Consider the following 24920-nt stretch of genomic DNA (forward strand, 5'->3'; position numbering starts at 1 on the left):
TTTTTCCGTAGCAGCGGGCCTTACTTCGGCTCTGCCTGATCCGGGTCGTACAGCAGAAAGTCAATGCCATCGAGGTCGTACTCATTCGATTGCACGCCGAACTGGCCCATGTTGTCGTCAGCAAACTCCCATGCCGCGATCAGTGTCAGTTCGGGCGTCTCACACGCGAACTCATCGGCCCAAATGGGCTCATCGGTTTCGCCAACGCCGATATCGTTCGCGCGCAACACGCGCTTGACCGCCCACCAGTACGGGCCATAGCGCAGGTACGCGGAGCGGTCGTGATTGAGCACCTTTGCCGTCTGCGCGACGAAAACGGGCAATAGCGGCTTTCCCTCGCCGACCTGTGCCTGATATTCGGCGAGCTTCGCGGCGAGGTATGCCGGGTCGATCTTGAATGCCGTGATAGTCATGTTGTCCCTTGTTGCCGCCGCCCCTTGCGAGGCGGCGGCGCATCATTAAACGAGGTAGTCGGAAAGGTTCAAGCCCAGGTGTTTGAACAGGGCATTGACCGATGCAACCGGCTTGCCATCGCTGAACACCTCGCCGTCCTTGATCGTCACGCGGAAAGCCTTGCGGACGTTGTCAAACGTGCGGCCCTGCAACCCGTCCGGCCCCTTGGCGGCTACCTTTTTCATCGTCGGCGAATACTGCACAAACGTGATGTTTATATACGTGTTCGCATGATAGACATAGTGCGCCGACCAACGATCCTGAAACTTCGTCTCATCCGTCGTACCGACGTCGGCACCGAGCACGCCCGGCAGCGAGCGAATAGCCTGCAGGATGCCTTGAATGTCCACGCCTGCGGCATCGAGCGCGCGAATCGACTTCGCTTTCTTCGCGTACTGGCACATTGCCTGCCACTGCGGCGACATGATAGCAAGGGCAATCGCTTGCGCATCGGCCCACGACTCCACATACAGGCGGGCCGATTGCGGCAGTTGCATGTCCGCGCGCGCGTCCTCAACACCCACTCTCAGGGCGATGTAGTCGCCGGTGTCCTCGAACACGAGTTCCGTCAACTGGCGGCCATACGTGCGCGTGAAATCGGCGGGCATGTAGGACGTGTACGCGCTCGCCATGCTCGTGATTTCGTCATTGAGGAAACCGCCCTCAATGGCCGACTTCATTGCCGCGATGAACGGCGCGGAGAGCTTGTAGCGTTGCGACTGCGAGACGACATACCAGCGCTCTTTACCGTCGTCAATCTTCGACTGTTCGCGGCGGAAACGCGAAATGTCGTAGCCGAGTGCCGATTCGAGCCGGTCGATCTGCAGGAAGTCCTGCGCGCTGTTGAACCAGTTCAGCGCCCACGCTTCGAGCGCTTCCGGCGAGCCCGACGATGCAACGCCATCGGGCAGGGCGTCGAAAAACGCTTCCGTCAGCTTGAGCGAATCGAGGCACTTTTCCATCGAGATATAAGACGACACGCACGCCACGTCCTGAGCCGTCGCGCGCAGGCCCGTTGCGCGGGCATAGTCGCGGATAGCAGCGCAGCGGCCGGGCACGTCCATCGCCAGTTTAGGGCCGAGCACGCGCATGTCTTTCAGGCGCACGTTATCGCGGAAATCGCGCTCTGCGATGAGCGGTTCCTGCTCTGCCTTGATGCGCTCGATAAACGCGCTGCCCGTCGCGTTGCTCACGAGGATGAACGGGAACAGCGGCGGCGCGAGCGAAATCGTGTCGCTATCGACCATCATCGACGGAATCGCAACCGTGAGCGCTTCGCGCACGTCGCCATTCAGACTCGAATACAGATACGGGCTCTCTGCCGAGAATCCCGACGTCGTATTCGCGATCACCTGTTCGTCAGCGGCGGCGGCACGCGAGACGGCGGCCGAATACTGCGGCGTGTTCTTTTCCACGAACACCGGCCCCGTCATGCGCAGCACTTCCGTTTCAGACTGGTCGGCCGGGTTGTAGCCAACGAAGCCCTTGGCGGCGTCCACTGCCTTACGCGGCTTGGCGATCACGAGCAGCTTGTTTTGATACTCGACAAACGAGCCGAGCGCAACGAGGTTGCCGGTCACGATAGCAGCATCACCGCGCATGAACTGGTCGAGCACTTCACCCGAATAGCCGTCGTCGGTGCGGTTGCCAAACGTCACGCCTGCCTCATCGCGCATGCGGCTCGCCATCGCGAGGTCTTTCTGCCAGTTCGCGTAAGCCGTCGTCGCCTTTTCGTCGTCGCTGATCGCGGACCATTCGGAGCGCACGACAACGAGGCCGCGCGAATCGCGCTGCAGGCCGTCGAGCACTTCGAGCTGGGTTTGCAGCTTGGCGCGCAGGTTCGAGATTTCCGTGCTCAGGCGCTTGGACATGAGAGCCGACTCAGTCTTGTCCAGACGCTCTTGCAGTTCGCCGATCTTGTACGCCGTTTGCTGCGCCGCGCCGTTTTTGTTTTTGATCCACGCGGCAAAGCCCTTGCGGCCGTCGGTGTCGCGCGCGTCCGGGCCGCCCATGCCGAATTTCGCAAGCCAGTTCTGCTGCGCTTCGATGATGCGCACGGCCTGCAACTGCGACACCTTGGCGGCTGTGATCTTTTCGCGCTTGTTGCGCGCGGCGATTTCATCGTTGATGCGGTCCATTGCGGACGCATCGCCGACGGCGTTGGCCAGCATTTCGTAATCGGCCGCCGACAGGTCGCCCTCGATCTTCACGCGCGACGAATCACCGCGCATGAGCGCACCAATCCAGTCCGCCTTGATGCCGACCAGCTTGCGCTTGTACGCGTCAAACGTGCCGTCAGCGTCATAGTGGTACACCTTGACCGTCTCCACCGGGTTGCCCTGGCGCACGCCGCGCCCGTTGCGTTGGTGGATGCTGTCCGGCGTCCATCCGATCGTCATGTGATGGATAGCCTGCGTGCCCTTCTGCAGGTTGATGCCGACCTCTGCCTTTTTGTTGGCGATGACGATGCAATACTTGTTTTCGTCGCCGTCAGCGTTATAGCCGTCCTGCACGTCCTGCATGCCCGCGACGTCAACCGAGACAGCATTGACGATCTTGATTTTCGCGGCCGGAATGCCGACCTGCTCGACAAGCGCCAGCTTGATCTTGTGGTGCAGGCTCAGTTCGTCACAGAAAATGATCTGTTTCGATTTGCCCTGATAGCGCGGGTGCAGGTTTTCGAGCTTGACGTTTTCGACCAGCGCGGCGAGCTTGGGGCTGACAGTGATCGACGGCGTAATGTCGTTCGCGCCGAGCAGCTTCAACAGCGTTTCCTGCGTGCTGTAGTCCGTCGAGAGCAGTTCGACAGCAGAGCCCGCCTGCGCCATGCGTGCGCGGATCGTCACGAGGTACTTGGAGACGGATTCGCCCGTTTCCGCGTCCTTGACTACCTTGGTGCGAATGTCGGCCGGGTCCGCGTTGTTGTCCCAATAGTCGCGTTCCTCAACGACGTTCTTTTTGTTGAACGCGTCGATAGCCTTTTGCGCACCGTCGCGCTGATCGGCCGCGAACGAGAACGTGAAAATGCCGGTGTCCAGTTCCGCGTCATTGATGACGCGCGGCATCTTGCGGATCAGGTTGAACGGCGAACCCGTCAGCTTGTCCTCTGCATCGCCGCCGCCAGCCTTAAGCCGCTCGACGGCTTCGAGATACCGGTTTTTGTAGTCGATGATGGTGTCATACGACGCTTGCCCGATAGCGACGCCCGTTGCGACCTCATCGTATGCCGGGACGCTGATGTCGATGCCGTCGGCCTTGACGTCGTCGGCCGTCTTGATGAGCGCGGACGTTTGCAACAGGCGGCGCAGCAGACCGGCGTTTTGCAGGCCCGTAAAGACGCGCACCGGCCGCATGATGCCGACAATGTTTTCTTCCTCGCGTTCTTCGATATCGCACGCGGCGGCCATGAAGGAATCCGCGCCATTCACGCCGTACATTGCGTTCACTTCGCGCTCGCCAAGCGCCAGCGTGAGCATCGAATAGACTTCGAGCGGGCTGTTGGTGACGGGCGTTGCCGTGAGCGCGAGCACGCCATCATTGCGCGTCGAGAGCCCGCGCACGTACCAAGACTTCGCCTGCATATCCATGCCGCGTTGCGACTTCGCCGGATCAGCCAGGTATTTCGCGCCCTTGAACTCGCTCGACGTGAGTTTCGAGTTTTTGTAGTTGTGCGCCTCATCGAGCACGAGCGAATCAATACCCATGTCTTCGAAGTAGGGCAGTGCGCCCGACTTTTCGCCGACGTCCTTAACGTTGCCCTGCTTGCTCGCGGCGGCGATGTTCGCGCGCTTTTTCATCGCGTCTTCTTCGGCGAGCAGATACGCGTCATCGTGCTCTGTCAGATACGAGATATAGGCGTCCATCGTCTCATCGCGCAGCGGGATGAGCTTGAACGCTTCGAGCGTCATGAAAATCTTGCTGTGACGGTTCTCGCGGATCGTGTTCAGGTCGAGCTTGACCTGCGCGTTATCGACCTTGTCTTTGCCGTCCTTGCCCTGCACGATGCCGACAAAGAGGCAATCCGACGTATCGAGGTACGCCTTACCGGCTTCCTTTTTCCAGTTCGTGAGCGTCGCGTTAGGCACCACGAAAATGGTTTTCTTCTTTACGCCGATGCTCTGCGCGTACTGCACCGATGCCAGAGCCGTGAGCGTCTTGCCAAGGCCCACATCAAAGCCGAGGATGCCCGAAAACTGGCGGGCGTAGCGGCGCGCGGCGGCGTACTGGTACGCGTGCGGGCGGAACGTGACCGTGTTGAGGTTCGGAATGTCGAGCGGCGTGCCGTCCGGTTCCTCAATGAAGCGCAGCGCTTCCGGCGCGTTCAGCTTGTTGCGCAGGCTTACCTGAATCTCATCGTTGGCGCGCGCCCACGCATCGAACTGGGCTTTCGCGTTGTCGGTGATTTCCTTGATGCGGCGAAGCAATGCGGCCTCGCGAGCAGGATCTTGCTCGACGTCCGTTTGCTTCGACATGGTCGTGATGTTCTGGTTGCGAAGGTAACCCTTCACGAACCGTTGCATCGCCTTGTAGGCGGCTTTTTCTTCGTCGTTGGCCCACTTCGACAGCGAGGGCTGTTTGATATCGAAAACGTCGCGGCCTTCCGCGTCCGTCGTCAGAAAGATATCCGGCGAGACGTACTGTTTCAGGAAATCCAGCTTTTGCAGCGGCGAGATATGCGGCGTGAAAAGGCTGAACGTCATTTTCGAGACGTCAACGATGTTCACGCGCGACTTTGCCGCTTCCTGCTGTTTCACGAGCTTGGCGCGGATATCCGGGTCCGTGCACTGTTCGAGCGCCGCGTCCGCCTGTTTCAGGAAGTCCGCATAGGAGCCGGTGTAATAGTCGTTCGCATGCGTGACATGCTGACCGTCGGCCGACACACACCACTCATCGGATGCCAGCGGGTCGAAATCGGAAAACGCCTCGCGCATCTTCTCGACGGACACATAGCCGGTTTCGTCTTCGCTTTCGTACTTCGTCTTTTCGTACAGTTGCGTGGGCGTGAGCGCGACGGTGCTCACGTTGGCCTTGATTTAGCCGCGCCAGAATGCCGTAAATTCATTCTTGTAACGGGCGTTGCGAATCGAGAGCAGCGCGTCCTTTTCGAGGCGCGAGGCCTTGCCGATGGTCTTGTTGCCGTAGTTCTGGACCTTGGCGAGTTGCGCGGAAAGAACCGGGTACGCTTCGAGGTAGTTGAACGGCTCGACACTGTCCGCGTCCTGCATGAGTTGCATCGCGGCCATGCCCGCCGTGACCGCTTCCCACCACGGTTGCATGTCGCCCTCGCCGAGCGAGTCGATAGCCTTGAGCGTTGCCGTAAGCCACGCGGGCACGTCGGAATAGCTGCCCTTGGCGTTGCTGTAGCGCGCGTATGCCTGCGCATCGGCGAGGCTCACGGACGCCGTCACGGCCTCGAATGCCGTCGCGATCTTCGTGCCGACGTCGAGCATGGCGCGATCATCCGCAACCGACGAATCGAGCGCCGTCCACGCGCCATCGTTGTACTGCAGCGTCTGCCCGTCCTTATGGATCACGTCACCATCTTTGTAGACGATGGGTGCCGTTTCCGCCGCGTTGAGCAAGTCCCAGACGATATGCGAATCGGGGAACCGGCGAATCATCTTGGCGATGTTGCTGATCGAGTCATCGGAAATGACGGCTGCGACCTCGCCAAACTTGCCGTTGGTCGTGCCGACCTCGCCGAGCACAAAGCGCTTGCCGGTGCCGGTGAAATAGCGGCCTTCCAGAAACTCATCCCACAGCACGTTTGCCGCGCGCAGGGTGTCCGGGCTCTGCGTTTCCAGTTCGCTGATTTTCGTCGCGGTGTCGCGCGAGAATTTGCGGAATACGATCACGTCGGTGATCGTGTCGGCGGCGGCCGATTCGCTGAAAATCTTGTTCGGCAAGCGATACGCGCCGACAAATTCAGCCATCAACGACGCCTGCAGGCGCAGTTTCTGAGCCTTGGCACCCTTGCCGCTGACAATCGACGGCGGCACGATGAACGCAGCGAGGCCGTTCGGGCGCAGCTTCTGCAGCGAGCGCAGGATGAAATACTCTTGCAGGTTCGCTTTCTGGAAGCGCTTGTCGGCGAGCTTCGCATCACCGCGCATGGCGTTGTCGCCAAACGGAACGTTGGTGATGATCGCGTCGTAAATCTCATCGGGCGTAGCAGCCGCGACGGCCTCGAACGGCGATACCGTCGTGCTGACGGTCGGGCCATCGTTGATGAGGCCGTTGATCGTGCCGCTCGTTTCATCGAGTTCGATCTGCGTCATCACGGCCGATGCCGGGCGCGTCGCGGTAAATACGCCGCTGCCTGCCGACGGGTCGAGCACGCTGCCGCCATTGAAGCCCAGTTCGCCGAGCAAATCCCACATCGCCTGAGCAACGGGCTTCGGGGTGTAATACTCGTGCGGCGAGCCGGTAAGGCCGTCCGCGCCGGTGAGGCCGCCGCCATTGCCCGAATACTTCGCGAGCACAGTGCGGTCTTCGTCGGTTACGGCGCGCCCAGTGGCCTTAAGGTCGCGCATGAGGTCGATAGCCGCGTTGTTATCGCGCTGCCGCTGTGCGAGCGTTTTACGGCCTTCCTCAGGGTAATACTCTGCCGTCGGTTCCGTGCGCACCGGCGCGGGTTCCGGCGCAGGCTCGACGGCGGCCGGGCGCACGCCGAGCGCCAGGGCGATATCGCGCAGCCGCTTGCCGATTTTGAGTGCCCGGATCACGTCGGCGGTATCGGCCGACAGGGATGCGCGCTCAGTGATGAGGTCGCGCGCCTCTTTCGCCAGTTTCAGGCGTCCGAGGTCGATTTGTAGATTGGTCATATTCGCCAATAAAGGTAGGTGGGCGCGTTAAATTCTCGCGGCCGTTTATGCCTTCACTGGCGCGGCTTTTCCTACGAAAAAGCCCCGTTTTCAGGGGCTTTTCCATGCTGCTTTACTATCCGGCGATTGCCTTGGTCATGTAGTCCGTGTACGAGTTGACCGCGTCGCGCACGGCCGCCTCGATATCGGCATCACCCGGATATTTGCCGAGCGTCGTGTCGATGCGTTCGGCAACACCGTCGGCCATCATGTCGATGCTCTGCGCGGTGACCGTCTGGAGAAACGCGAGGTCGGCAGCGCGCTCGCTGTTCACTTCGGGCTCGATGGGCTGCACTTCCGTGATGCCTTCCGGCAGCGGGTCCGTCACCTGCGCACCGGGATCAGCAGCGGGCAGCGTCCAGCCGTCGTCGGGCCATTCTTCGGCCATTACGGCGGTCACCTCTGCGGCGAGGTCAGGGCGCTTCTGAGCAATCCACGTTGCGAGCGCGGAGCGCGTCACGCCGTCCTCGTTGTCGGACGCGAGCGAGTAGAGCACGCGGTAGACGTCGATGCGGCGCAGCGCGTTGATGGAGTCAGCAGCGATAGCGATGTACTTCTGCATGGTTTCGTCAGAGAGAGGGGAGGCCGTCACAGTAGCAGGGGCGGGCGTCTCGACAGTGGTCGCGCTTTCCTCGCCGGTCGGTTGGTCCGTCGTGAGCGCAGCATCGCCCGGCAGCGGCGCGGCATCGGCGGCGGCTTGTGCGGCTTCTTCACGGCCACGCTTGTTGCCGACGATCCACGCGGCCTGCAGCGTGTCCTCATCGTTCGTGACCCAGTCGGGCGGCGTGGTGTCACCCTGCAGGCCCGCGTTGTAGCCTTCCGTCGCGGCGCGGTCCAAGTCGGCCTCTGCAGCGAGCGCGGCGGCGGCCGGATCGACAGCCGGGGCGGCAGCGCTTTCAGCAGTCGGCTTGAGCCATTCAGCCGCTTCCGGGCTGGGCGTCAGGTCGGGCTCGCCACCAAGCGATGCAATGAACGCTTCCGGGTCGATACCATTTTTAGGGGCGAGTTCGCGGAAATCCGCGAGAATCTCGTGCGCGCGGTCAATGTCCTTTTGGCGATTACGAAGCGCGTCGGCCTGATACCGTCCATTGCCGCCGATACGCTGTTCGAGCGACTTCGCCGCCTCGATACCGTCGGCAATGCCGCGCAGCGTTTCGAGAGCAAACTCGACATTCTTGCGAAGACGATCAGGCACGGTCGGCGCAGTGGCTTGTTCCACCGGCGCAGCAATCGCGGCTTCCGCTACTTGGGGTTCGGGCTTAAAGGCGGTGCTTGCGGCCCATTCCATCGTGCGTGCGTCGAATGCCGCCGCGATTTCGCTGGCGTCGCCGTCGCGCGTGTCTACGTCGAATACCTGGTCGAATCCGAGCACGAGCGAGAGGTAACGCGCGGTGTCGTCAAACTGCGCCAAAACGATGCGGTCGCCGCCTTCGTTGAGTTCGCCGGGCACGGCCCCGCCGACGTTCTTCTGCACAATCATCGGGGATGCACTCTCGCGCCAGCCCAGTTCCCTGAGGGCGGCAATCACGAGTTCCGACTTGTGCGGCGCTTCCGGCTCAGGGGCGGCCTGCGCGGATTCGCTCGCGTCGGGTTGTGCGTCCGGTTGAAGGTCGTTCGCGAGCGCGTTGAGCAGGTCATCGTCAATAACAGTCGTGTCCGGCTTGCGCTCTGCGACCGTATAGCCCGCGTCGCGCAATTGCTGGATCGTATCGTCCACCTGCGTGTGAAGCACCTTGCCCGTGCCGTCCGTGTGCGCCGCGATGTTTTTCCACGCTTCTTCACCTGCGGGCGTTTCGGGATAGAACGCGGTAAACATGTCGTCAACCGGCGCATACGAGATATCAGGCGTGACGTTGGCGGCGGCCGTGGCGTCAGGCGCATCAAGCGCGAGTTGTCCCTGTGCGGCGGCGGCTGCAGCGGCTTCGGCTTCTGCGTTCGCTACGCTTTCCTGATACTTCGCGAGATAGTCCAGACTCGTCTGAATGTCATCCGGGTGCATCTGCTTGAGCTTTGCGCGCAGGTCGTATTCATCGAGCTTTTCGCCGCCATTGATCGACGTCGGCTCGTAGGTCGCCATGCGGCGCAGGTCATCGAGCGAAAGAGCGTCGATCTGCGCATCGAGTGCCGCCTGAATTGCGTCGAGCGTCGCATTGTCCTGATTGTCGATTGCCGTCTGAGCAACGGTCTTTTCGGGTTCAGCGACAGCGACAGCGACAGCGACAGCGGCCAGTGCCGGTTCAGCCACAACAGGCAGCACGCGCTTTTGTTCGACCTCGATTTCCAGTTCGGAGATTTCCGCGTTGAGGTTTTCGAGCGTCACTACACCATCGTCATACTGCTTTTGCAGGCCTGCGATGTTCTCCATGCGTTCGGCGCGCTTGGTGTTCGTCTCTGCGAAGCGCGAACTGTTGCGACCGGCGAGCGTCATCACACGCGCGGCGACATTCTGGACATTGAGGTCGCGGCCCTTTTCCGGCGCGACGACAATCGTAATGTCCTTTTTGTTGAGCATCCATTTCCACGAAACAACGTCGTCAGTCGCCATGATCTTTTTGGGCGTGACGTCGGGATTGTGGAAAAAGATCGAGACGGTTTGACCGTCCGACAGTTCGAACACGGCTGCAACGTTGGTCGTACCGCGCTGCGTGAAAGGCTCAGTGACCTGCACAGAAAGCACGCTGATACCGTCGCCCTTGCGGTCCATCACCTTGCGCAGGATTTCCATGCGTTGCGGCAGCTTGGCGAACGGGATCACGAGCGCATCGAGCGTCACCACACCGTCAGCATCGCCGAGAATATCGGCGATGCTCACCGGGTCGAAAATCAGGCCGTCAGAGCCATCGCTCGAGCGAATTTCGTACAGCACCTGCGCGAGGGTCTTGCCGACGGGCATGTTCGCGCTATCCCAAAGCACCTTTTGCATGGGGTTCCTTTCCTCGTGTGGGAGTTGATCTTGCGTAAGCGGAATGGACATATCGCCGTTGGTCATCCACCAACGTAGTTGCGCGATAGAGCAGGGCACACAGCTTTCGAGGCCCGGCCAGCCCGCATTGAAGTTGCTCAGATAGCCCGCCTCTGCCGTGCGTTGGTCGGGAAAGCCGAGCATTACCTTGTGCTCATCGAACGCGCCGCGCACGTTTTGATTCACGACGTAGGCCGTTTGCGCTTCCGGGTACGGGCCGACGTAGCAATCCAGTTCATCGCCGTCCGCGCCGGTCACGCCTTCCACATAGCCGTAGTGGAATTTCATGAGGTTCGCGCCGCTCGTGCCGTCGGCGGCGCGCCACTCGCGCAGCGAGCCGCGTGGGTTCTCAATCACGACGGGAATGTCCGCTACGGCGGCGCGTCCCTTCTTGTAGTTTCCGGCGTCCTGCTGCGCGATGGTCGGCGCGGGGCGCGTGTTGTGCCCGTATGCGCTGTCGTGCGCGGCTTGCTCGATGTGCGAAAAGGTGTCCATTGAGCCATTCTCAGGTCGCGCGCGCGCGCGAGCCTCGCGGCTTTTCCTACGGAATCCGTTGCATTTTCAAACGTGACAACATACACTTGAGGCTCATTCACACACCGGGGAAACCCATGAAACTGAAACTGACGAAGAAACTTCAATCGCTCATCCTGCCGACGGAGGGCGAGGCGGCCGGTACGGCACCGTTCGAGGGCGCGGAGTTGCTGCAAGCGCTCATTCGCGGCGTGTGGGCGGCAGGCGGCATCGCGAAAGATGGCTCGATCAGCCTCGAAGTGGCTGACACCGACGTCGAACGCCTGCGCGGCCACGCAACGGCGCGCCTCGCCGCGCTGGAGGCATCGCTGGCGAACTGCACCACCGACGAAGAACGCAAGCCGTTTTTCGGGGAAAACAGCAGTTGGCGCGGCCTCATGCGCCAGATTGATCCGGTCGCGGCCTGATCGCTTGCGTCGGATAATGTGACAACATACAATCGAGTCTCACCCGAAAGGAGCGCGCCATGCTGCAACTGAAATCGAACGCACCGGAAATCAAGTGGATCATCCACAACGCCGACCGCAACGATTTCGCGCGCTCCCTCAATAACCGCCTGCTCGCGACCGGCACGCTCACGGACCCGATGATTGCGGCCGTCGCGCGCATCGTGTCGCAGAATGCGTCAGCCGCCACGGTCGATGCAGCGGGCGTCGAGCGCATCGTGACCGCGTTTACGAACGCGCAGGAAAGCGGGTTGAAATACCCGAAAATGTTCCTGGCTGATTTCACGTTCGCGCTCGCGATGAGCGGGCGCAGCGCGGGCTCGATTTGGGTCACGGAAGGGTTCAAGCGCGGCGGCCGTTACCTTGGCAAGGTTGCAGACGGCAAATTCATCGCGAGCGACGCATGCACGGCAGCGGAGCGCACAAAGGTGCTCGACGTCTGCGCGGACCCGAAACAGGCCGCCGAGGCATTCGGCAAAGAAACCGGCCGTTGCGCCTGCTGCGGGCGCGAACTGACGGACCCGGAAAGCATCGCCAACAGCATCGGCCCGATCTGCGCCGGGCGCTACGGGTTTTAAGGAGACGGTGTGGTAGATCGAAACAAGTCGCCGCTGTCCATTGTGAGGCGGCACAAAACAGTGCTGGCGGCAGCAAAAGCCGCGAGCACCGCAACGGTGATGCCGCGCGCCAAAGCGCCGGAACCGAAATTTCGTACCGTGCTCGCACCGGGCGCGAACTGGCCGGGCATGGCCCCGCGTATCGACATGCTGCTGACGGGAGGTAAAAAGTGAGCGACACAGAAAACGGCTTGGTCCTGCTCGATGACAGCGAGTATTTCGTGCAGCACAACGTCAACTATCCGCCGACGGCGGGCAACGGCTTTTTGATGCGCCGCTGCGCGGTGTCGATGACGTCGCCGGAAGGTGCGGAGTGCGTTGGCGGCTATGACCTGACAGTCGATGGCAAGTGGCACGCGCAGATTCAGAAGCCGCTTGATCGCGAAACCGATACGGATTGCCGCGAGTTGGGCGCGTTCGAGAGCCGCAACGAAGCGCTTCACGCGCTCTGGACACACAGACACGAAGCGCTTACGCGCCATCCGCGTCACTAAGATCACGTCCCGCCATCGCGCGGGATTTTTCGCATCGGAGCGAGCATGGCAAAGATGACAAAAGCACAGATTGCCGACCGGCTCGAAAAGATCGCGCTCATGGTCACCCGGCTCGATGCCGACTTGAAAGCGCAGTTCGGCGAGGAAGCATCTGTATTTTTCGAGGCCGACGGCGGCATTCACGCGATGGACGTCGACGATACGGCGGACAAGCGCGCGAACGTGAGTAGCCGACAGAAGCACATCATTGCATCGTGCAAAACATACAGCCGCCACGGCGTAGGAGCTTGGTGATGGATAAGCACTTTCAAAACATCGAGCGCGAGCTTAACCTCGCGATGGACGCGGTAGAGGCAGGCGAGGCCGACCGCGAGACGTTGCTCGAACGGCTCGAAATGCTGCTCAACAACGTGAAGGGCAAGCGCTTTGCAACCGGACATGCGCTGTTCGGCAAACAGTTCAAGCCGGGCGGCGAGCCCGCGAAAGAACCGGAGGGCGGCGAGCAGCCGCCGCGCGCGTTTGATCGCGGTGACCTCGTGCGCACGAAAGACGGGTATCTCGCTTACGTCGGCTACTACGATCAGCACGGCAAGGTAGTCGCGAACGTCGTGTATCAGGCGTGCGATTTCAAGGAAAGCGAACTGACGGCGGCCGAATAATGATTGAGGTATGGCTACAGGCGACGTGCAACGGGTGCGGCTCGACGCACAATGCCGGTACGCCGAACACGTCGAAACCCGACTATCGGGAACTACTGAAAAGCGTGTACGGCTGGAAGCGCATGCCGGGTGATTTAGACTACTGCCGCAACTGTGTGACGTCGGGACGGGCCGCAAAGCGGATCAATATTTTTGGAACGGATGCAGAGAACGATGATTCGCAAACTGATTAACGACAAGCCGATGACGCCGAAAGAGCGGCGCGCGAAGTCCAACGCGGACAAGGTCGCGCGCGGCGAGCGTCACCTGAATATGTGGCTCAGTCCTGAGGCGGCGCAATCGCTCGACCTCGCGACCGGGCCTGAGGCATCGCGCGGCGCGATTGCGCAGGCTGTCAATGAAGCCCTGATTGCGTATGCGCGGAGGAAGCGTGTTTGACCCGTTCTTTAGCCCGTTCAAGCTGCCGCCGCACGTCGCGGCCAGTCTCGATCAGATAGCGATGAATGCGGCGTTCGGTACAGCCGCAACAACGGCCGCCGTCAATCCGTTGGCTGACAAGTCGCGTGAGGAAGTTCTGGCGGATATCAAGGGTATCAAAGCCATCATCGACAAGGCAGAAGAAGCCGAGCGCGACTATGAAGCGGCTTTCAATACGCTCATCATGGGCGCGTATAACATCGACCTCGCAAAGCGGTACGTGATGATCGTGCCGCCGACGTTCAAAATGGAACTGGTGCCGCCGCGCTACGTGCGCGAGGGCAAGGTGAAGCAATCGAGCATGGCTGATCGGGTCGTGTTCATCGCGGACCCGAATCACGCCATGCGGGAAATCTTTTCAGACAACGGTTTCACTCGCTTTCCCAAGGCGTAGTGTCCGACAGTTCATCGCGCGGCGCGAGAATCCATTTTTTCGAGTAGGGCGAGATTCCGACCGCGCTCACCATTCCCACCACCTCATACGCGATGACCACGCCGCCGCCAGGCATCGCCGCGATCAGGTCGTACTTTTTCACCTGAAAACCCGGTACGTCGATGGGCTCAACCAGTGCCTCAAGCAACTGGGTATCGGGCGCGAGCGCGTCGCCACGGTCGGTAAGATCGAGCGTGCCCTGAAACTGGCTCGTAATGAGCAGGCGGCCCTCGCCAAGCGGTTTGTATTCGAACGTCGGTTCGTCCTCAGGCGTGAGCACGCCAAGCCCGCCAATGGTCGGCAAACCGCCCTCAGTCGAGCCGTCATCGGCCACGCGATCAATGACCTTGCGATAAAGCGAGCAGTCCAGCGCATTCGGGTGTTTCAGCGCGACCGCGCGCGCCGCGTTCGTGATCGCAACGGGTACGGAATTAATCATTTCGCGTTCTTCATAATGTCGTTGAACTGTTCCTGCGTGATCGCGCCGAGCGCGAGCAGGGTGCGCGCGTTACGCTCGATCTTGCGGGCATTCGCCGACGGCTTTTTCGCTTCTTCTTTCGCCTTCTCGACGGCCGCCTTTTTCATCGACTCGCGCGCGCGGCGCGCCGCGTTGGCCGCCTGTTTTTGCGCCGTCGTCTTGAGGTTGGTGCTCGACTTGCGCTTGGCCTGCTGCTCTGCCGCGTGCGCGCGCACGTCAGCGGCCTTGGTGCGATCCGCCTTTAGCTTCGTGCCATCGAGCGCGGCGCGGGCCTTGATGACCTGCTGCGCGATTTTGGCCTGCGTGTTCGCATCTTTCAGAATGACGTGCATCGTGCGCAGTACGTGCTTGCACGCGACGCCATGCAGTTTCGGGTTGCGGATCTTCGGATAGCCGGTTTCCGCGCGCCCATAGTTGTACTTGCCGATGGTCGCGATGTAGCGGAACCAGAAGCGGTGACGGCCGCAATCGCAGTCGAACCTGAGCCGCCCCTGCGCAACCGCCTTGCCGATCTTTTTCGGGTCGTTCGCCGACGCGCCGACGGTCGCTTCGAAATCCATAAACTCGACGTGCACATGGTGCCGCGTGACGTTCGAATCCGGCCCGGCGTTCGTGATGAAATGCACGAGCGGGCCGCGCAGCGAGACGGGCACGGCAACGCGGATTTCAGTGTTCGCGCGTTGCTTGTCGGCATCTAGCGCGAGGTCGATCACACCTTGCGCGGTGATGCCGCCGATGAACTTCTTTTTGAGGTTCGTGACGTTCGACTGGAACGCGCGCAGGTCTTTCTGTGTGATCGGGCGCAGCGCGCCGCGCAGCGACGTCTGCAGCAACCGGCCGCCGTCATACTCGCCCGATACCTCATTCGGGTTGAGGATGGTTGAGGCGGCTTGCCGCTGTTCGAGGTCAGCCTGCGCATTGCGTTGGGCTTCACCGCGCGCGGAGGGCAGGCGCGCGGTTGCCCGGTTAATCAAGCGCTGAATATGCTCGTTCTTCATCGTCAGTCAGATAGCCGGTTTGCCGCTTGATGGTCTGCAACTGCGTGAAGTTCGGCAGCACTAGCGCCTGTTCCGGCAGTTCCTGTTCGAGGGTATCGAGCCCGGCCGCCGCGAAAATGACCATGTATTGCGCACGGTCACCATAGACGCGGCGGGCGGTGAGCGTGATATCGAAACGCTCATCGGGCAGCGTCTGATACCGGATCGCGGTAGACCAGTCCGGCGTCTGTTCCGCGAACTTGCGCACCGCCCGCACGAATGCAGCCGTCGAGACGGGCGTGATAGCCATTACGAGGCGGCCTTGCCGTCGGATGCTGCCGCGTTCTGTGCGGCCAACTCAGCCGCCGCTTGCGCCTGCGGATCTTCGTCAGCCGAGAAAATGAGCCCGCGCTCTTTCGCCATCGCTGCCGCCGCCACGTCCATCGCAGCCTGAGTTTCGTCGCGCGTCTTTTGAGCGGCGTCCTGCCGGGCCTTTTCTTCTGCCGCGTCGTCGGCGACACCCTTGGCATAGACGGCCGCCTCATCGGGCTCATCCGGCCAGTCGCAGACATTCGGGAACTCAGGCGCGTGGATGATGGCCGTGCACTTCATCTGATAGTTCGCCCATGCCTGGAACACGGCGCGGTCACCGGGGCTCAGGACACCCGAAATGAGCGCATCGCCCTTGCCAAAGTTGGCGGCGCGAGCACGCTCCATGCGCACGTCAAATTCAGCCATCTTTGCCGCGCGCAGGCGGGCCGCCACAACGGTCGCATCAATGCCCCAGTCGTCGCCGTCGAACTTGTATTCATCCGACGGGCGCGGCTTGTCGGTAAGCCCGGCCTGTGCGGGCGTGATGCCCGCCATAAGGATTTCAGCCGGGTCGCCGTTACTCTGCTGATAGAGCGGGATGGTTCGATAGTCCGGTTGCAGCACCCATGCGCCATCAACCCAAAACGGCCACGTCAGGCGCGGGCGGTCGGGAATCGGAATCTCAGTGCAGAAAGCGGGCACGAGCCAGCGATTCGCGTTGAGCGGGTCCGGGTCGGCCAGGCGCGCCGTGACGAACTGGCCGGAATGCGGGTCGAACTGATAGAGCATCATGGTTATAGGTTCTCCGTTAGAAAGCGCGGATCATCGCCGTGAGGGCGACATTGCGCGGACGTGCTTCTGTGCCGCCGTCGTTGTTGACGGTAAGGACGTGGGTATGGCCGCCGCCAGCAGCGACAGCGATGTTGTGGGCGTGGTTGCCGTCGCCGTAGATGCCGATGTTGGCGTTCGATGCGCCGATCCAGATTCCAGTACCGGAACCGTAGACGTTCGCCTGCGTGCGGCTCGAACCGGAACCCGTCGAGACAGCCACACCGACACCGCCGTTATCGCCACCGGCCTGCGCCGAACCGTAGTTAGGCTGGCCGTGCGAGTGCCCCGGATCACCCACGCCGTGCGCGTGCCCGCCATCGGCGACGCCGTGACCGTGATAGCCCTGTACGTCAGTGGTTGCCGTGTGCGTGTGCGCCGCGACGGTGTCGGACGTCGCAACGTGCTTGTGTGCGATGTTCTGCGAGGCCTGATACGTGCCAATCGCGCGCGACGTGTCGATACCGCGCGAGTCGTCATAGCAGCGGATGAACTCGCCGCGCAGTTCGGGAATGCGGAACGTTGCCGCGCCGTCGCCCGACGAGAAACAGCCCCACGAGCCCGCTGTCCAGTCCGACTCAGACACGAGTGCGCCGCTCGTTTGCGCATACGCCCACAGGGCGGGGTAGTCGGCGCGATTGAGCAGGGCACCGTTTGCCTTTAGATAGCCAGTGCGTGCCGTCGTGCGCGGCTCGAACGTGACCGTGCCAACGAGCGTATTCGAGACGGTGCTTGCGACAAACTGGGTCGATGCTGCCTGAGCGGTTGCTGTCCCGACGGCGGCCGTCGGCACAGTCGGGATGCCGGTGAATGCCGGGCTTCCGAGGAAGGCAATGCCGCCCTTGTCCACGCCGTCCACCGTGACTTTCACGTTGCCGCTGCCGTCGGGTGCCGCGCCCATGTAAATCTTGTTTGCGCCCTGGCCGATACCGCCGCCTTGCTGGACCGTTTTGTAGCCGATGGCCGGTTCCTTGGTGCCAACGACTACCGCGAGCGCGGCAACGTCCGTATCGGTCGCATATTGCGGGTGCGGGTCGGCTTTCGCCTCGTGCTGATTGATGAGCGCAGCCATGCCCTGCGGGTCCGTCGCGACGGTGACCGTCACACTGTCCTCAGGACAGGCCGACGTATCGAGCGTGTACGCAAACGGGATATCGAAACTGGCCGACTTCACGAACAGCGCGGAGTCGCCGCGACTCCATACCGCCCCAAGCGTAATGCCTGCGAAAAAGCCGATTTCGCCGATAGCCTTGCCGTTCGGGCTCTTGCCGTTCGGGGCGGTGTCGGTGATGGTCGTACCAATCTGGATCGACGTCGGCGAGACGTTCGAACCGCTCGAAATCGGATAGCGGGCGATTTCGCTTTTGAGCGCGACCATTGCGCGCGCGGCCTGATCGGCGGCGTCGCCCGTACCGCCAAGCGAGTAAAGGCCGGTGCCGATGGCGATGTGCGTCAGTTGGACCGCAAAGCCCGTCGCATCGTCGGTCGGCATGAGAGCCAAACCGGCAGAAGTGATTTTGGGGTTGAGAGATAGCGTCACAGGTGAGCCTCAGAATGGATGCTCTGATTCTCAGGTCACCTATGCAGTGGACCGGCGCGGGTTTTCCTACGCTAGATCGTGAAATACATCTCTGCCATTTCGTCGGCAAACTCCGACGTATCGGCAACCGACATGCTGCGGTTGGCCGCGTACATGAGCGCGAGCACGGCAATCTGCCCGTTGGTGATTTCCGGGTTTAGTTCATACCGTGTGCCCGTTGCCGCGACGCCGCGCACCTGCACCGCGCCACCCGGATTGAACCGTTGCACCGGCGAGAGCAGTTCGATCATGCCGGTAGAGTCGGCACGAAAGTACAGGTCGATGGCCGCCGCGATCATGCTTTCGTCAAAGAGCAGGTCACGCGCGGGCGCGCGCGGGTCGTTTGACGTCATCATTGCGCCAGGCTCGCGATGGCCTAGCGGCAGTTCCTGCGAGACGATCACGAGGCCGGTGCCGTCCGCCGCACCGGGATCACCGGCATCAACGGCCGCGAGCAGGTTGACGGCCTGCCCCTTGTAGCCGTTGATTTCCGCCTGGAGTGTAACGACGCTCACGAGGTCACCTCATCGTCATCATCGCCGACAACCGGGACGCGCCACGTCGGCGGCGTGTCGGTGCGCACCTCGCTGTAATTGCCGTCCACGTCCACGGCGTTATCAATCATCTTGCCTGCGCGCATGTTGACCGCGGTGACTTCCGTGACCACCTTGTAGCCTGCCGGTGCCGCCTTGCCGTCGTTCGGCTCGCCCGCGCCCGGTGCCTGAAACACTGGGATGCTCGCGTGCAGCACGAAGTCCGCGACGTTCACGCGCAGGTTCTTTTGCACTTCCTGCGAGATTGCGCCAACGTTAATGTCTTCGAGCACGACGGGGAAAGGAAGGCTTTGCCCGGCGAACTGGTGCGCCATCTGGAAGCGCCGCCCCTGCGGGCCTTGCGTAAAGAGGTCGAACTGCAGCGCGAGACTGTGCGCCGAGTGCCGCTCAGACGCGATAAACGCGATCTGCGCGCGGTAGTCATTCGCGCTCAGGCGCATCTTGTAGGCGCGGTTCAGTTCGTCACCGGGCAGCATCACGTCCACCGGCGACGCGACAGAGACGCCGTAGTCCACCATCGACGGCGTAAAGTCTTCGTCAATGCAGACGATGCACACCGGCAGCAATGAGGACAGGCCCGGCCCGCTCACGTTCTGATTCTTTCGCCACTCGTTGAGCACCTCATCAATCTTGTCGATCATCCGGCCGGGCGCATAGACGATGCTTTTCGAGAGCCCGCGCGCGACGTACTCTTGCATTTGCGGCGTGTCGGCCACAAGGCCGCTGTAAAAGCGGCCGAGGTATTGGCCGAACGCCTGTTCGAGAGCAGAGAACAGGCTCAACGTTACGCCCCCCACGCGCGGCGCGCGAGCGAGCGGGCCGGGCTTTCCGTTGCAGCGGCTTCCTGCTCATCGGGCAGCGCTTCCAGTTCAACGAGCGTGCCGGTACTGAACGAGCGGGCGCGGGCGCGAAATTCTGCCGTCGCGCTCGAACTGACAGACAACGGCGCGACGAAGCCGCCCGTACTATCGAGCAGCGTCGTACCGTTGCCGGGCACGCGCGAGGCGATGGACATGAGTTCCGCGTTTTCTTCCTGCAGGCGTTCAATCGTCTGCATCATGAGCGCGCTATCCGCCTGCATCGAGTCGAACAGCGTGCGCATCATGGCGTTGGACAGTTGCCATTCCTGCACGACGGAATCGAGGAAAGTCTGGTCATCGAATGCCGCGCTATCGAACATGTAGCCGCGATTGGTCGTGTAGTTCGGCTCGAACACGTAATCGAAGCCCGCGAAAATGTCCGGCACCGACGGGCTCAGGCGCGGCAGCGTGTGAATCGCCGACGAGAACCCGCCTTGCTTGCTCGAAAAGAGCCGTTCGGCAATCGAGCCCGAATCGGTGTCGAGAAATTCCGCCTCGTGCGTGATGTTGCCCTTGTCGTCGCATTCGAGGTGCGTGGTGACGAAAGCAGGCTCGATGTTGACCATGCGGCCGTCAAACACAACGGATTCAGGCGGCGTGAGGCCAAAGCGCGCGCGAATCCAGTGCCCGTAAAAGCCGGTGAGGTCGCGGTTGCGTACCTTTTCCTGCACCTCGCGGCCATTCACGAGCGCGGAGAGCGCGGGCAGGTTGAACTCCCGATCTTTGCCGGTGAAGTTGCGGCCCCGGTCGTGCACGTTGTAAGTGATCTTTCCCGTTTTGGTTCCCATGCTTTCCCCCATTAACTCAATGTGCCGATGCACAGCACCGGCATGACACCCATTGCACCGTTTGCCACGGCAAGCCCGCCCGTTACCCCGATACCCTCGAACACAGTGGACAATTGCAGTTCGAGCATGAGGCGCGCCGCCAGCACGGAACGGAACGCCTTGGCGACTTCGAGCAGCCCCAAGCCGTTGTCACTCGTGACGGGCCGCGTGACGCGCACGCGGCTCGTGCGAAAGTGCGTGATAGGCGTCGCTGGCGTTTCACCGTCGGCGAACGTTGCAACGCCGTTCGCATCAACGGTGTAGTCCGTGACGGTTGCGGTTGCCCCTACGGGCGTCTCGATCAGCGGCGTCAGTTCGCCCGCTTCAAGCTGCGCGCCCCACAAATAGAACGAATCCCCCGCCGCGCCGGTGTCGGAGGTCGGATCAACGGTGAATTTCGCGCCGCCGATGGCCGTCGCGGGAAAGGTCGTGCTGATCGCAATACGATGCCAGCCGACAGAGTCATCAAGCGTGATGGTCTGAAAGGCAAACTCGACGTCTGTACTGTCGCGCAGCCGCAAGGTGTAGTTGCCCGGCATCGCAGCGGCATACACGTAGGCCGAACCAGTGAATAGCCTGCCCGCCGCTGCAACGTCAGATTCAATCTGCGCCGCCCAGTCGTTTCCGACGGCGGTACGCGACACCTTCGCGGCCGTCTGTGTGCCATCCGGCGCGACCGTCGCATTGGAGGTGACGGTTGCGTTAGAAAGCGTCCATCCCGCGCCGTTGTTCGCGAGGTTGGAATTTTTGATGAGGTTCGTGCGTGCCGTCGGATAAAGCTGGCTTTCGCCGCGCCAGTCCGTCCGGTAGATCGTCGGCAGACCGTCCTCGCTGTTCGGGTCATACACCGCCTGCACGGACGGGCTCAGGTCGATCACGCTGCGCGGCGTGACGTCGGCCGGGTATTGGTCCGCCGTCGCAATCGGATGCCAAAGCGGCTCGACCTTCCATACATTCGGCCAGGTCGCCTGCAGATACTGTTTGAGAAAGATCATGCCCCGGCGCGGGTTGCGCGCGAGGGCCGCTTTCATGAGAAACGAGGTCCGCGTGTCATCGCGGCGGATGATCGGCAGGCCGTTGAGCTTGAGCACGCGCTCCATCAATTCGGTATCGCCGAGGTGCGGCATACCGTAGAGGTTCAACTGGCGTTCGCGCGGCCGGATGAGCGCGTTGTAGACGGACGTGAAAATCGCTTTCAGGTCCGATTCCAGTTGATCGTATTCCGCGCTGTTCGCAAGCGGTTGCAGCGCGGGCGCGTCGATGGGGATGAGGTTCGCCGCCACGTCAATGACTCCAGAGGCCGTCGTTGTACGTCGCCTGCGTCACGTTCACCGTGAGCGAGTCGTTGGTGACGTATCGGTATTGCTCAGGCTTGGGCGCGGCCTGCGCCGGAACAAGGATCTGCACGTCGCTGCCGTCATCCTGCAGCGCGACAATGCCGTCCGTCGTGTTCGTGAGCGCGGTATTCACTTTCTTGCTGGAAAGCGTCAGCATGCCGCGCTTGGTCGCGGCAGAGCCCTTGCCGTACAGCGCGAGCACCTTGGACCGGATTTGCGCCTCAACGTCGGCCGTGTCGTGCACGACGGACACCTGCGCATCGATCGTCATCGGCAGAGGCGTATCGACCTCATCAACGAACTTGACCCAGTACGAATCGTCGGCCGCCGCGATCACCTTTTTAATCTGCGTCTGCATCCACGTTGGATCACTGCCGTCCGACGTCGCGAACGCAACGAACATGCGGTTGATGTTGTTGACGCTGCCACCGCGCACGCTTTCCTCGATCTGCTCATTCCAGACGGACAGAAAGTCGAGGTTGTTCAGGTTGCGGCGGATAAGCGCATCAAAGTTGCCGAGAAAGACAGCCGACGAATCGTATTGCGGCGGCACGCTCGCCCACTCGCGCAGCGTCTCGATATCAATCGGGTCCATACCCGGATTGACGACGGCCGTCATTGCGAACGTGGCCTGCCGGTCGTGCGAATCGACCGTCGATTCGAACGTGAAAACGGAGTTCACGTCCACCGCGAGCTTGCCGTAGGTTTCCTCAACGACGAAGTCGATCACGGTGCCGTTCGCCGGTTGCACGCCGAACGTGTTGGCCCACCCGAACTTGACCCATAGCTGGCGCAGTTCATCCGTCTCGATGATGTAGCCGGGATCACCCGCGAGCAGGTTGGCGAACTCAGGCGTGTATGGGAACAGCACGCCGCCCACGCTCACGCGCAGGCCGCTGATCTGCTGTTCGGTGTCCGTGTTCGGCGTGATCTGCACCGGGTAGAAGGGCGCGGAGCCCGACACCGTATGCGTGAGAGGTCGCTCAGTCACCTGTTTGACGGTCACTGGTGCCGTGCCGCCTGCAGGGATGATCGCGGCCGACTCAGCGACGTAGACGCGGCCATAGGAGTCGAGAAAGCGGCGGCCGGTCACCACGTTGAGCGCCACGACGTCCGGGTTCTTACCCGTCAGCACGGCTCGCGGCGGCACCGCGAACGGAAGGATGCCCTTCAATGCGGCATCCGCGAGCACGGTCGTATCGCGGGTTTTGCTGAACGCCTCAGTGCTCTCAACATCGATCTGAGACGACACCATAGCAAGCATGGTTGCAATCGAAGACAGTTGCATGAGCAGGCGCGGGTCGTTCGCCTGAAAGTACAGGGCGGCGGTCGGGTAGTCCTGTGCGGCGGCCTGTACGGCGGTCCAGAAGTCGTCGCGGGTCAAAGCCATTTAGTTGTCGCTCCCATTCGGTACGGGCACAAATTCGCCCGCGACCTCGATGTACAGATTGCGCTTGTCCGGCCCGGTGTCTTCGGCGTAGATATTGACGCTGCCACGCGGCAGCGCGGCAATAAGCGGCACGTCGTTGCGCAGCTTGGCGATAGTCGCGTCAGCGAGGCCCGCTGCGAGCGGGGTTTGCAACATGTCGGTCACGATCTGGCCGTAATCGCTCCCCAAATAGCCATTGAGGGGCGTCGAAAGCCAGTGCGTCGTCATATCAACGAGGTCGGATGCGGGGATTTTTGCCATACGTGAATGCTACGGCCGCCCCGTCACATATAGACGTGTCGTTTTCCTACCGGCGAGAAACTGTAAAAATATAGATATGTCTATTGCCATAGTTGCGCTTGGTCATTAATATGTCGATATTCCGATACGGGGAAGCGATGACCACCACGCGATACCTTTGCAGCGTCTGCAGCACGCCACACAAGCGGCAGCATCATGCCGTCGAGTGCTGCTCGACGGGCAAGGAATTGACGGCGGATGAGCTGGAGTCGATAGGCCAAACGCGGCTTTTTGACGACGGCCCGCCGCCCGCGCGCCCTGTAGCGGTCGAGCCGGACGGACAGACGCTGCTTTTCTGATCCGAACGGGTTTCACACGCGGCCCTCAATTTCATTTGATGAGGACTACCAATAAGACGGGGCAACAATGGCAGCGCACAAGACAGACGCGGTCAAGGTTGCCGTTGCGCTGGTCGTAAAGGGCAGAGTCCCGACGGCTTATGCGGCGGCAAAGCAGACCGGCGTATCGGCGTCCTCGATACACCGTGATCCGACATACCAGGCATGGAAGAAAGCAAAGGGGCAGGGCAAGCAATGAACACGATGACGCTCGAACAGTTTCACGCAGCACTCAAGGCGCAAGGCGTCAAGTCGCACATTGACTTCGCGTTCGTTTGCCCGATGTGCAAAACGGTCCAGTCCGGGCGCGACCTGATCGCGGCGGGCGCGGGTGCGGATTTCGCCAAGGTCGATAAGTATCTGGCTTTCTCGTGCTACGGCCGCTTTACCGGCGCGGGATCGTCGCGCAAAGAGCCGGACGGCAATCCCTGCGATTGGTCACTTGGCGGCCTGTTCCAGTTTCACGAACTGGAGGTTGTGACGCCCGACGGCGCGAAGAACCCGCGCTTTGCGCTTGCCACGCCTGAGCAGGCGCAGGCACACGCAGCAAAGCACGCGGCAGAGGCGCAGGTGACCCAATGAGCACGCAGGCAACGCCGTATCAGATAGAACTGTTGCAGCACACACTAGGGCTCTCTGGCAAGACGCGCGGCAATCACACGCCGCACCGCAATCACTTCGTGGCGGGCAACGGGCACCACGACATGAAGCACCTCGAAGCGCTTGAGGGCTTGGGCCTGATGGAACGCCGCCCGTCGCCGGGTTTTCTCGTGGACGGTGACATTGTGTTTGCCGCGACCGATATCGGCCGCTCGACAGCGCTTGCGGCTCTGCCGGAACCCAAGCCGCGCACGAAGTATGAGGATTACCTCGATGCCGACGGTTGCGCCGGACGCAATTTCGGCGAGTTTCTTTGCGGCGGCCGTCTGCCTGAATATGAGTCTCGACAGGCGTATGGCAACGCCCCGCGCGACCGCAGGGGTTATGAATACCGCATGTTCCGCCGTACCGCGTGGATTGGTCACTGGTCGAGCGTTCGTGAGGTAGAGGGCGACTGGTGCAAGACGATGAAAGAGGCGAAGGCAAGCTACAAGGCCGCGCTCAAACGTCATCACGAAAAGCTGCGCGCCGCACAGAAGCGGAGGCCCGCGCAATGATTTTCA

The 24920-nt window shown here is 61.6% G+C and carries 26 protein-coding genes; 11 read left to right on the plus strand and 15 right to left on the minus strand.

The features are described from left to right. Window positions 1-20: 20 nt before the first annotated feature. From DK391_RS16800 to DK391_RS16815, 4 genes are all read right to left on the minus strand, one after another. Window positions 21-413, minus strand: coding sequence for a hypothetical protein (locus DK391_RS16800; RefSeq protein ID WP_109479104.1), 393 nt, complete (start codon window positions 411-413; stop codon window positions 21-23). Between the two features lie 45 nt (window positions 414-458). Further along, window positions 459-5474: an SNF2-related protein gene (locus tag DK391_RS16805; protein ID WP_109479105.1), complete on the minus strand. Its 5016-nt coding sequence runs from the start codon at window positions 5472-5474 to the stop codon at window positions 459-461. A 12-nt stretch (window positions 5475-5486) separates the two neighbouring features. After that, window positions 5487-7277: an N-6 DNA methylase gene (locus DK391_RS16810; protein ID WP_109479106.1), complete on the minus strand. Its 1791-nt coding sequence runs from the start codon at window positions 7275-7277 to the stop codon at window positions 5487-5489. A 115-nt stretch (window positions 7278-7392) separates the two neighbouring features. Beyond that, window positions 7393-10773, minus strand: a complete 3381-nt coding sequence (locus DK391_RS16815) for a hypothetical protein (RefSeq protein ID WP_109479107.1) — start codon at window positions 10771-10773, stop codon at window positions 7393-7395. Window positions 10774-10889: 116 nt separating this feature from the next. On the opposite strand from DK391_RS16815, the gene DK391_RS16820 reads away from it, so the two are divergent. From DK391_RS16820 to DK391_RS16860, 8 genes are all read left to right on the plus strand, one after another. Next, entirely contained in the window at window positions 10890-11219 is a 330-nt protein-coding gene (locus tag DK391_RS16820; RefSeq protein ID WP_109479108.1) for a hypothetical protein, read from the plus strand. 59 nt (window positions 11220-11278) lie between these two features. Beyond that, complete coding sequence (locus DK391_RS16825; protein WP_239482855.1) at window positions 11279-11836, plus strand: DUF6011 domain-containing protein; 558 nt, start codon at window positions 11279-11281, stop codon at window positions 11834-11836. A 9-nt stretch (window positions 11837-11845) separates the two neighbouring features. Beyond that, window positions 11846-12049, plus strand: a complete 204-nt coding sequence (locus DK391_RS16830; protein WP_109479109.1) for a hypothetical protein — start codon at window positions 11846-11848, stop codon at window positions 12047-12049. Beyond that, window positions 12046-12369 carry a hypothetical protein gene (locus DK391_RS16835; protein ID WP_109479110.1) on the plus strand — a complete coding sequence of 108 codons (324 nt, stop codon included), beginning with the start codon at window positions 12046-12048 and terminating at the stop codon, window positions 12367-12369. Before DK391_RS16830 ends, DK391_RS16835 begins: the two co-directional genes overlap by 4 nt. Before the next feature lie 45 nt (window positions 12370-12414). After that, on the plus strand, window positions 12415-12663 hold the full coding sequence (locus DK391_RS16840; RefSeq protein ID WP_109479111.1) for a hypothetical protein: 249 nt from the start codon (window positions 12415-12417) through the stop codon (window positions 12661-12663). Further along, entirely contained in the window at window positions 12663-13028 is a 366-nt protein-coding gene (locus DK391_RS16845; protein WP_109479112.1) for a hypothetical protein, read from the plus strand. The genes DK391_RS16840 and DK391_RS16845 overlap by 1 nt, the downstream gene beginning before the upstream one ends. A 213-nt stretch (window positions 13029-13241) precedes the next feature. Continuing rightward, entirely contained in the window at window positions 13242-13466 is a 225-nt protein-coding gene (locus DK391_RS16855) for a hypothetical protein (RefSeq protein WP_109479114.1), read from the plus strand. Window positions 13467-13527: 61 nt separating this feature from the next. Then, complete coding sequence (locus DK391_RS16860) at window positions 13528-13899, plus strand: hypothetical protein (RefSeq protein ID WP_162600824.1); 372 nt, start codon at window positions 13528-13530, stop codon at window positions 13897-13899. On the opposite strand, the gene DK391_RS16865 is transcribed toward DK391_RS16860, so the two are convergent. The 11 genes from DK391_RS16865 to DK391_RS16915 form a co-directional block, all read right to left on the minus strand. Further along, entirely contained in the window at window positions 13877-14377 is a 501-nt protein-coding gene (locus DK391_RS16865; RefSeq protein ID WP_109479116.1) for a hypothetical protein, read from the minus strand. The genes DK391_RS16860 and DK391_RS16865 overlap by 23 nt on opposite strands. Next, on the minus strand, window positions 14374-15390 hold the full coding sequence (locus DK391_RS16870; RefSeq protein ID WP_239482856.1) for a hypothetical protein: 1017 nt from the start codon (window positions 15388-15390) through the stop codon (window positions 14374-14376). The genes DK391_RS16865 and DK391_RS16870 overlap by 4 nt, the downstream gene beginning before the upstream one ends. Then, complete coding sequence (locus DK391_RS16875; RefSeq protein ID WP_109479118.1) at window positions 15383-15703, minus strand: hypothetical protein; 321 nt, start codon at window positions 15701-15703, stop codon at window positions 15383-15385. The genes DK391_RS16870 and DK391_RS16875 overlap by 8 nt, the downstream gene beginning before the upstream one ends. Next, entirely contained in the window at window positions 15703-16497 is a 795-nt protein-coding gene (locus DK391_RS16880) for a phage tail protein (RefSeq protein WP_204117375.1), read from the minus strand. Before DK391_RS16880 ends, DK391_RS16875 begins: the two co-directional genes overlap by 1 nt. Window positions 16498-16513: 16 nt before the next feature. Beyond that, window positions 16514-18025, minus strand: a complete 1512-nt coding sequence (locus DK391_RS16885) for a phage tail protein (protein ID WP_109479119.1) — start codon at window positions 18023-18025, stop codon at window positions 16514-16516. A gap of 119 nt (window positions 18026-18144) precedes the next feature. Next, a complete protein-coding gene (locus DK391_RS16890) occupies window positions 18145-18627 on the minus strand; it encodes a hypothetical protein (RefSeq protein ID WP_109479120.1) in 483 nt (160 codons plus the stop codon). Then, window positions 18624-19448: a hypothetical protein gene (locus DK391_RS16895; RefSeq protein ID WP_204117376.1), complete on the minus strand. Its 825-nt coding sequence runs from the start codon at window positions 19446-19448 to the stop codon at window positions 18624-18626. The genes DK391_RS16890 and DK391_RS16895 overlap by 4 nt, the downstream gene beginning before the upstream one ends. A 2-nt stretch (window positions 19449-19450) precedes the next feature. After that, window positions 19451-20314, minus strand: coding sequence for a hypothetical protein (locus tag DK391_RS16900; RefSeq protein ID WP_204117377.1), 864 nt, complete (start codon window positions 20312-20314; stop codon window positions 19451-19453). A gap of 11 nt (window positions 20315-20325) precedes the next feature. After that, the gene (locus tag DK391_RS16905) at window positions 20326-21636 is read right to left on the minus strand and encodes a hypothetical protein (RefSeq protein ID WP_109479121.1); all 1311 of its coding nucleotides are present in this window, start codon (window positions 21634-21636) and stop codon (window positions 20326-20328) included. A 1-nt stretch (window position 21637) separates the two neighbouring features. Continuing rightward, entirely contained in the window at window positions 21638-23080 is a 1443-nt protein-coding gene (locus DK391_RS16910) for a hypothetical protein (protein WP_109479122.1), read from the minus strand. Beyond that, window positions 23081-23380 carry a hypothetical protein gene (locus tag DK391_RS16915; protein ID WP_109479123.1) on the minus strand — a complete coding sequence of 100 codons (300 nt, stop codon included), beginning with the start codon at window positions 23378-23380 and terminating at the stop codon, window positions 23081-23083. It abuts the gene before it with no gap. Window positions 23381-23517: 137 nt separating this feature from the next. On the opposite strand from DK391_RS16915, the gene DK391_RS44295 reads away from it, so the two are divergent. The 3 genes from DK391_RS44295 to DK391_RS16925 all read left to right on the plus strand — a co-directional run bounded on the left by DK391_RS44295 (window position 23518) and on the right by DK391_RS16925 (window position 24914). Then, window positions 23518-23718 carry a hypothetical protein gene (locus DK391_RS44295; protein WP_162600825.1) on the plus strand — a complete coding sequence of 67 codons (201 nt, stop codon included), beginning with the start codon at window positions 23518-23520 and terminating at the stop codon, window positions 23716-23718. Between the two features lie 234 nt (window positions 23719-23952). Further along, entirely contained in the window at window positions 23953-24339 is a 387-nt protein-coding gene (locus DK391_RS16920) for a VVA0879 family protein (protein WP_109479124.1), read from the plus strand. Then, window positions 24336-24914 carry a hypothetical protein gene (locus tag DK391_RS16925; protein WP_109479125.1) on the plus strand — a complete coding sequence of 193 codons (579 nt, stop codon included), beginning with the start codon at window positions 24336-24338 and terminating at the stop codon, window positions 24912-24914. Before DK391_RS16920 ends, DK391_RS16925 begins: the two co-directional genes overlap by 4 nt. Window positions 24915-24920 lie beyond the last annotated feature (6 nt).

It is taken from the genome of Paraburkholderia sp. C35, assembly GCF_003121405.1.
Taxonomy (GTDB): Bacteria; Pseudomonadota; Gammaproteobacteria; order Burkholderiales; family Burkholderiaceae; genus Paraburkholderia.

Bases quoted from the DNA above. Each gene is read 5' to 3' on its own strand.
- DK391_RS16900 (WP_204117377.1), bottom strand. From the start codon at position 20,314: ATGGGAACCAAAACGGGAAAGATCACTTACAACGTGCACGACCGGGGC.
- DK391_RS16860 (WP_162600824.1), top strand. From the start codon at position 13,528: ATGAATGCGGCGTTCGGTACAGCCGCAACAACGGCCGCCGTCAATCCG.
- DK391_RS16910 (WP_109479122.1), bottom strand. From the start codon at position 23,080: ATGGCTTTGACCCGCGACGACTTCTGGACCGCCGTACAGGCCGCCGCA.
- DK391_RS16875 (WP_109479118.1), bottom strand. From the start codon at position 15,703: ATGGCTATCACGCCCGTCTCGACGGCTGCATTCGTGCGGGCGGTGCGC.
- DK391_RS16825 (WP_239482855.1), top strand. From the start codon at position 11,279: ATGCTGCAACTGAAATCGAACGCACCGGAAATCAAGTGGATCATCCAC.
- DK391_RS16845 (WP_109479112.1), top strand. From the start codon at position 12,663: ATGGATAAGCACTTTCAAAACATCGAGCGCGAGCTTAACCTCGCGATG.
- DK391_RS16820 (WP_109479108.1), top strand. From the start codon at position 10,890: ATGAAACTGAAACTGACGAAGAAACTTCAATCGCTCATCCTGCCGACG.
- DK391_RS16920 (WP_109479124.1), top strand. From the start codon at position 23,953: ATGAACACGATGACGCTCGAACAGTTTCACGCAGCACTCAAGGCGCAA.
- DK391_RS16815 (WP_109479107.1), bottom strand. From the start codon at position 10,773: ATGGACACCTTTTCGCACATCGAGCAAGCCGCGCACGACAGCGCATAC.
- DK391_RS44295 (WP_162600825.1), top strand. From the start codon at position 23,518: ATGACCACCACGCGATACCTTTGCAGCGTCTGCAGCACGCCACACAAG.
- DK391_RS16865 (WP_109479116.1), bottom strand. From the start codon at position 14,377: ATGATTAATTCCGTACCCGTTGCGATCACGAACGCGGCGCGCGCGGTC.
- DK391_RS16800 (WP_109479104.1), bottom strand. From the start codon at position 413: ATGACTATCACGGCATTCAAGATCGACCCGGCATACCTCGCCGCGAAG.
- DK391_RS16855 (WP_109479114.1), top strand. From the start codon at position 13,242: ATGATTCGCAAACTGATTAACGACAAGCCGATGACGCCGAAAGAGCGG.
- DK391_RS16925 (WP_109479125.1), top strand. From the start codon at position 24,336: ATGAGCACGCAGGCAACGCCGTATCAGATAGAACTGTTGCAGCACACA.
- DK391_RS16810 (WP_109479106.1), bottom strand. From the start codon at position 7,277: ATGACCAATCTACAAATCGACCTCGGACGCCTGAAACTGGCGAAAGAG.
- DK391_RS16915 (WP_109479123.1), bottom strand. From the start codon at position 23,380: ATGGCAAAAATCCCCGCATCCGACCTCGTTGATATGACGACGCACTGG.
- DK391_RS16840 (WP_109479111.1), top strand. From the start codon at position 12,415: ATGGCAAAGATGACAAAAGCACAGATTGCCGACCGGCTCGAAAAGATC.
- DK391_RS16880 (WP_204117375.1), bottom strand. From the start codon at position 16,497: ATGATGCTCTATCAGTTCGACCCGCATTCCGGCCAGTTCGTCACGGCG.
- DK391_RS16885 (WP_109479119.1), bottom strand. From the start codon at position 18,025: ATGCCGACCGACGATGCGACGGGCTTTGCGGTCCAACTGACGCACATC.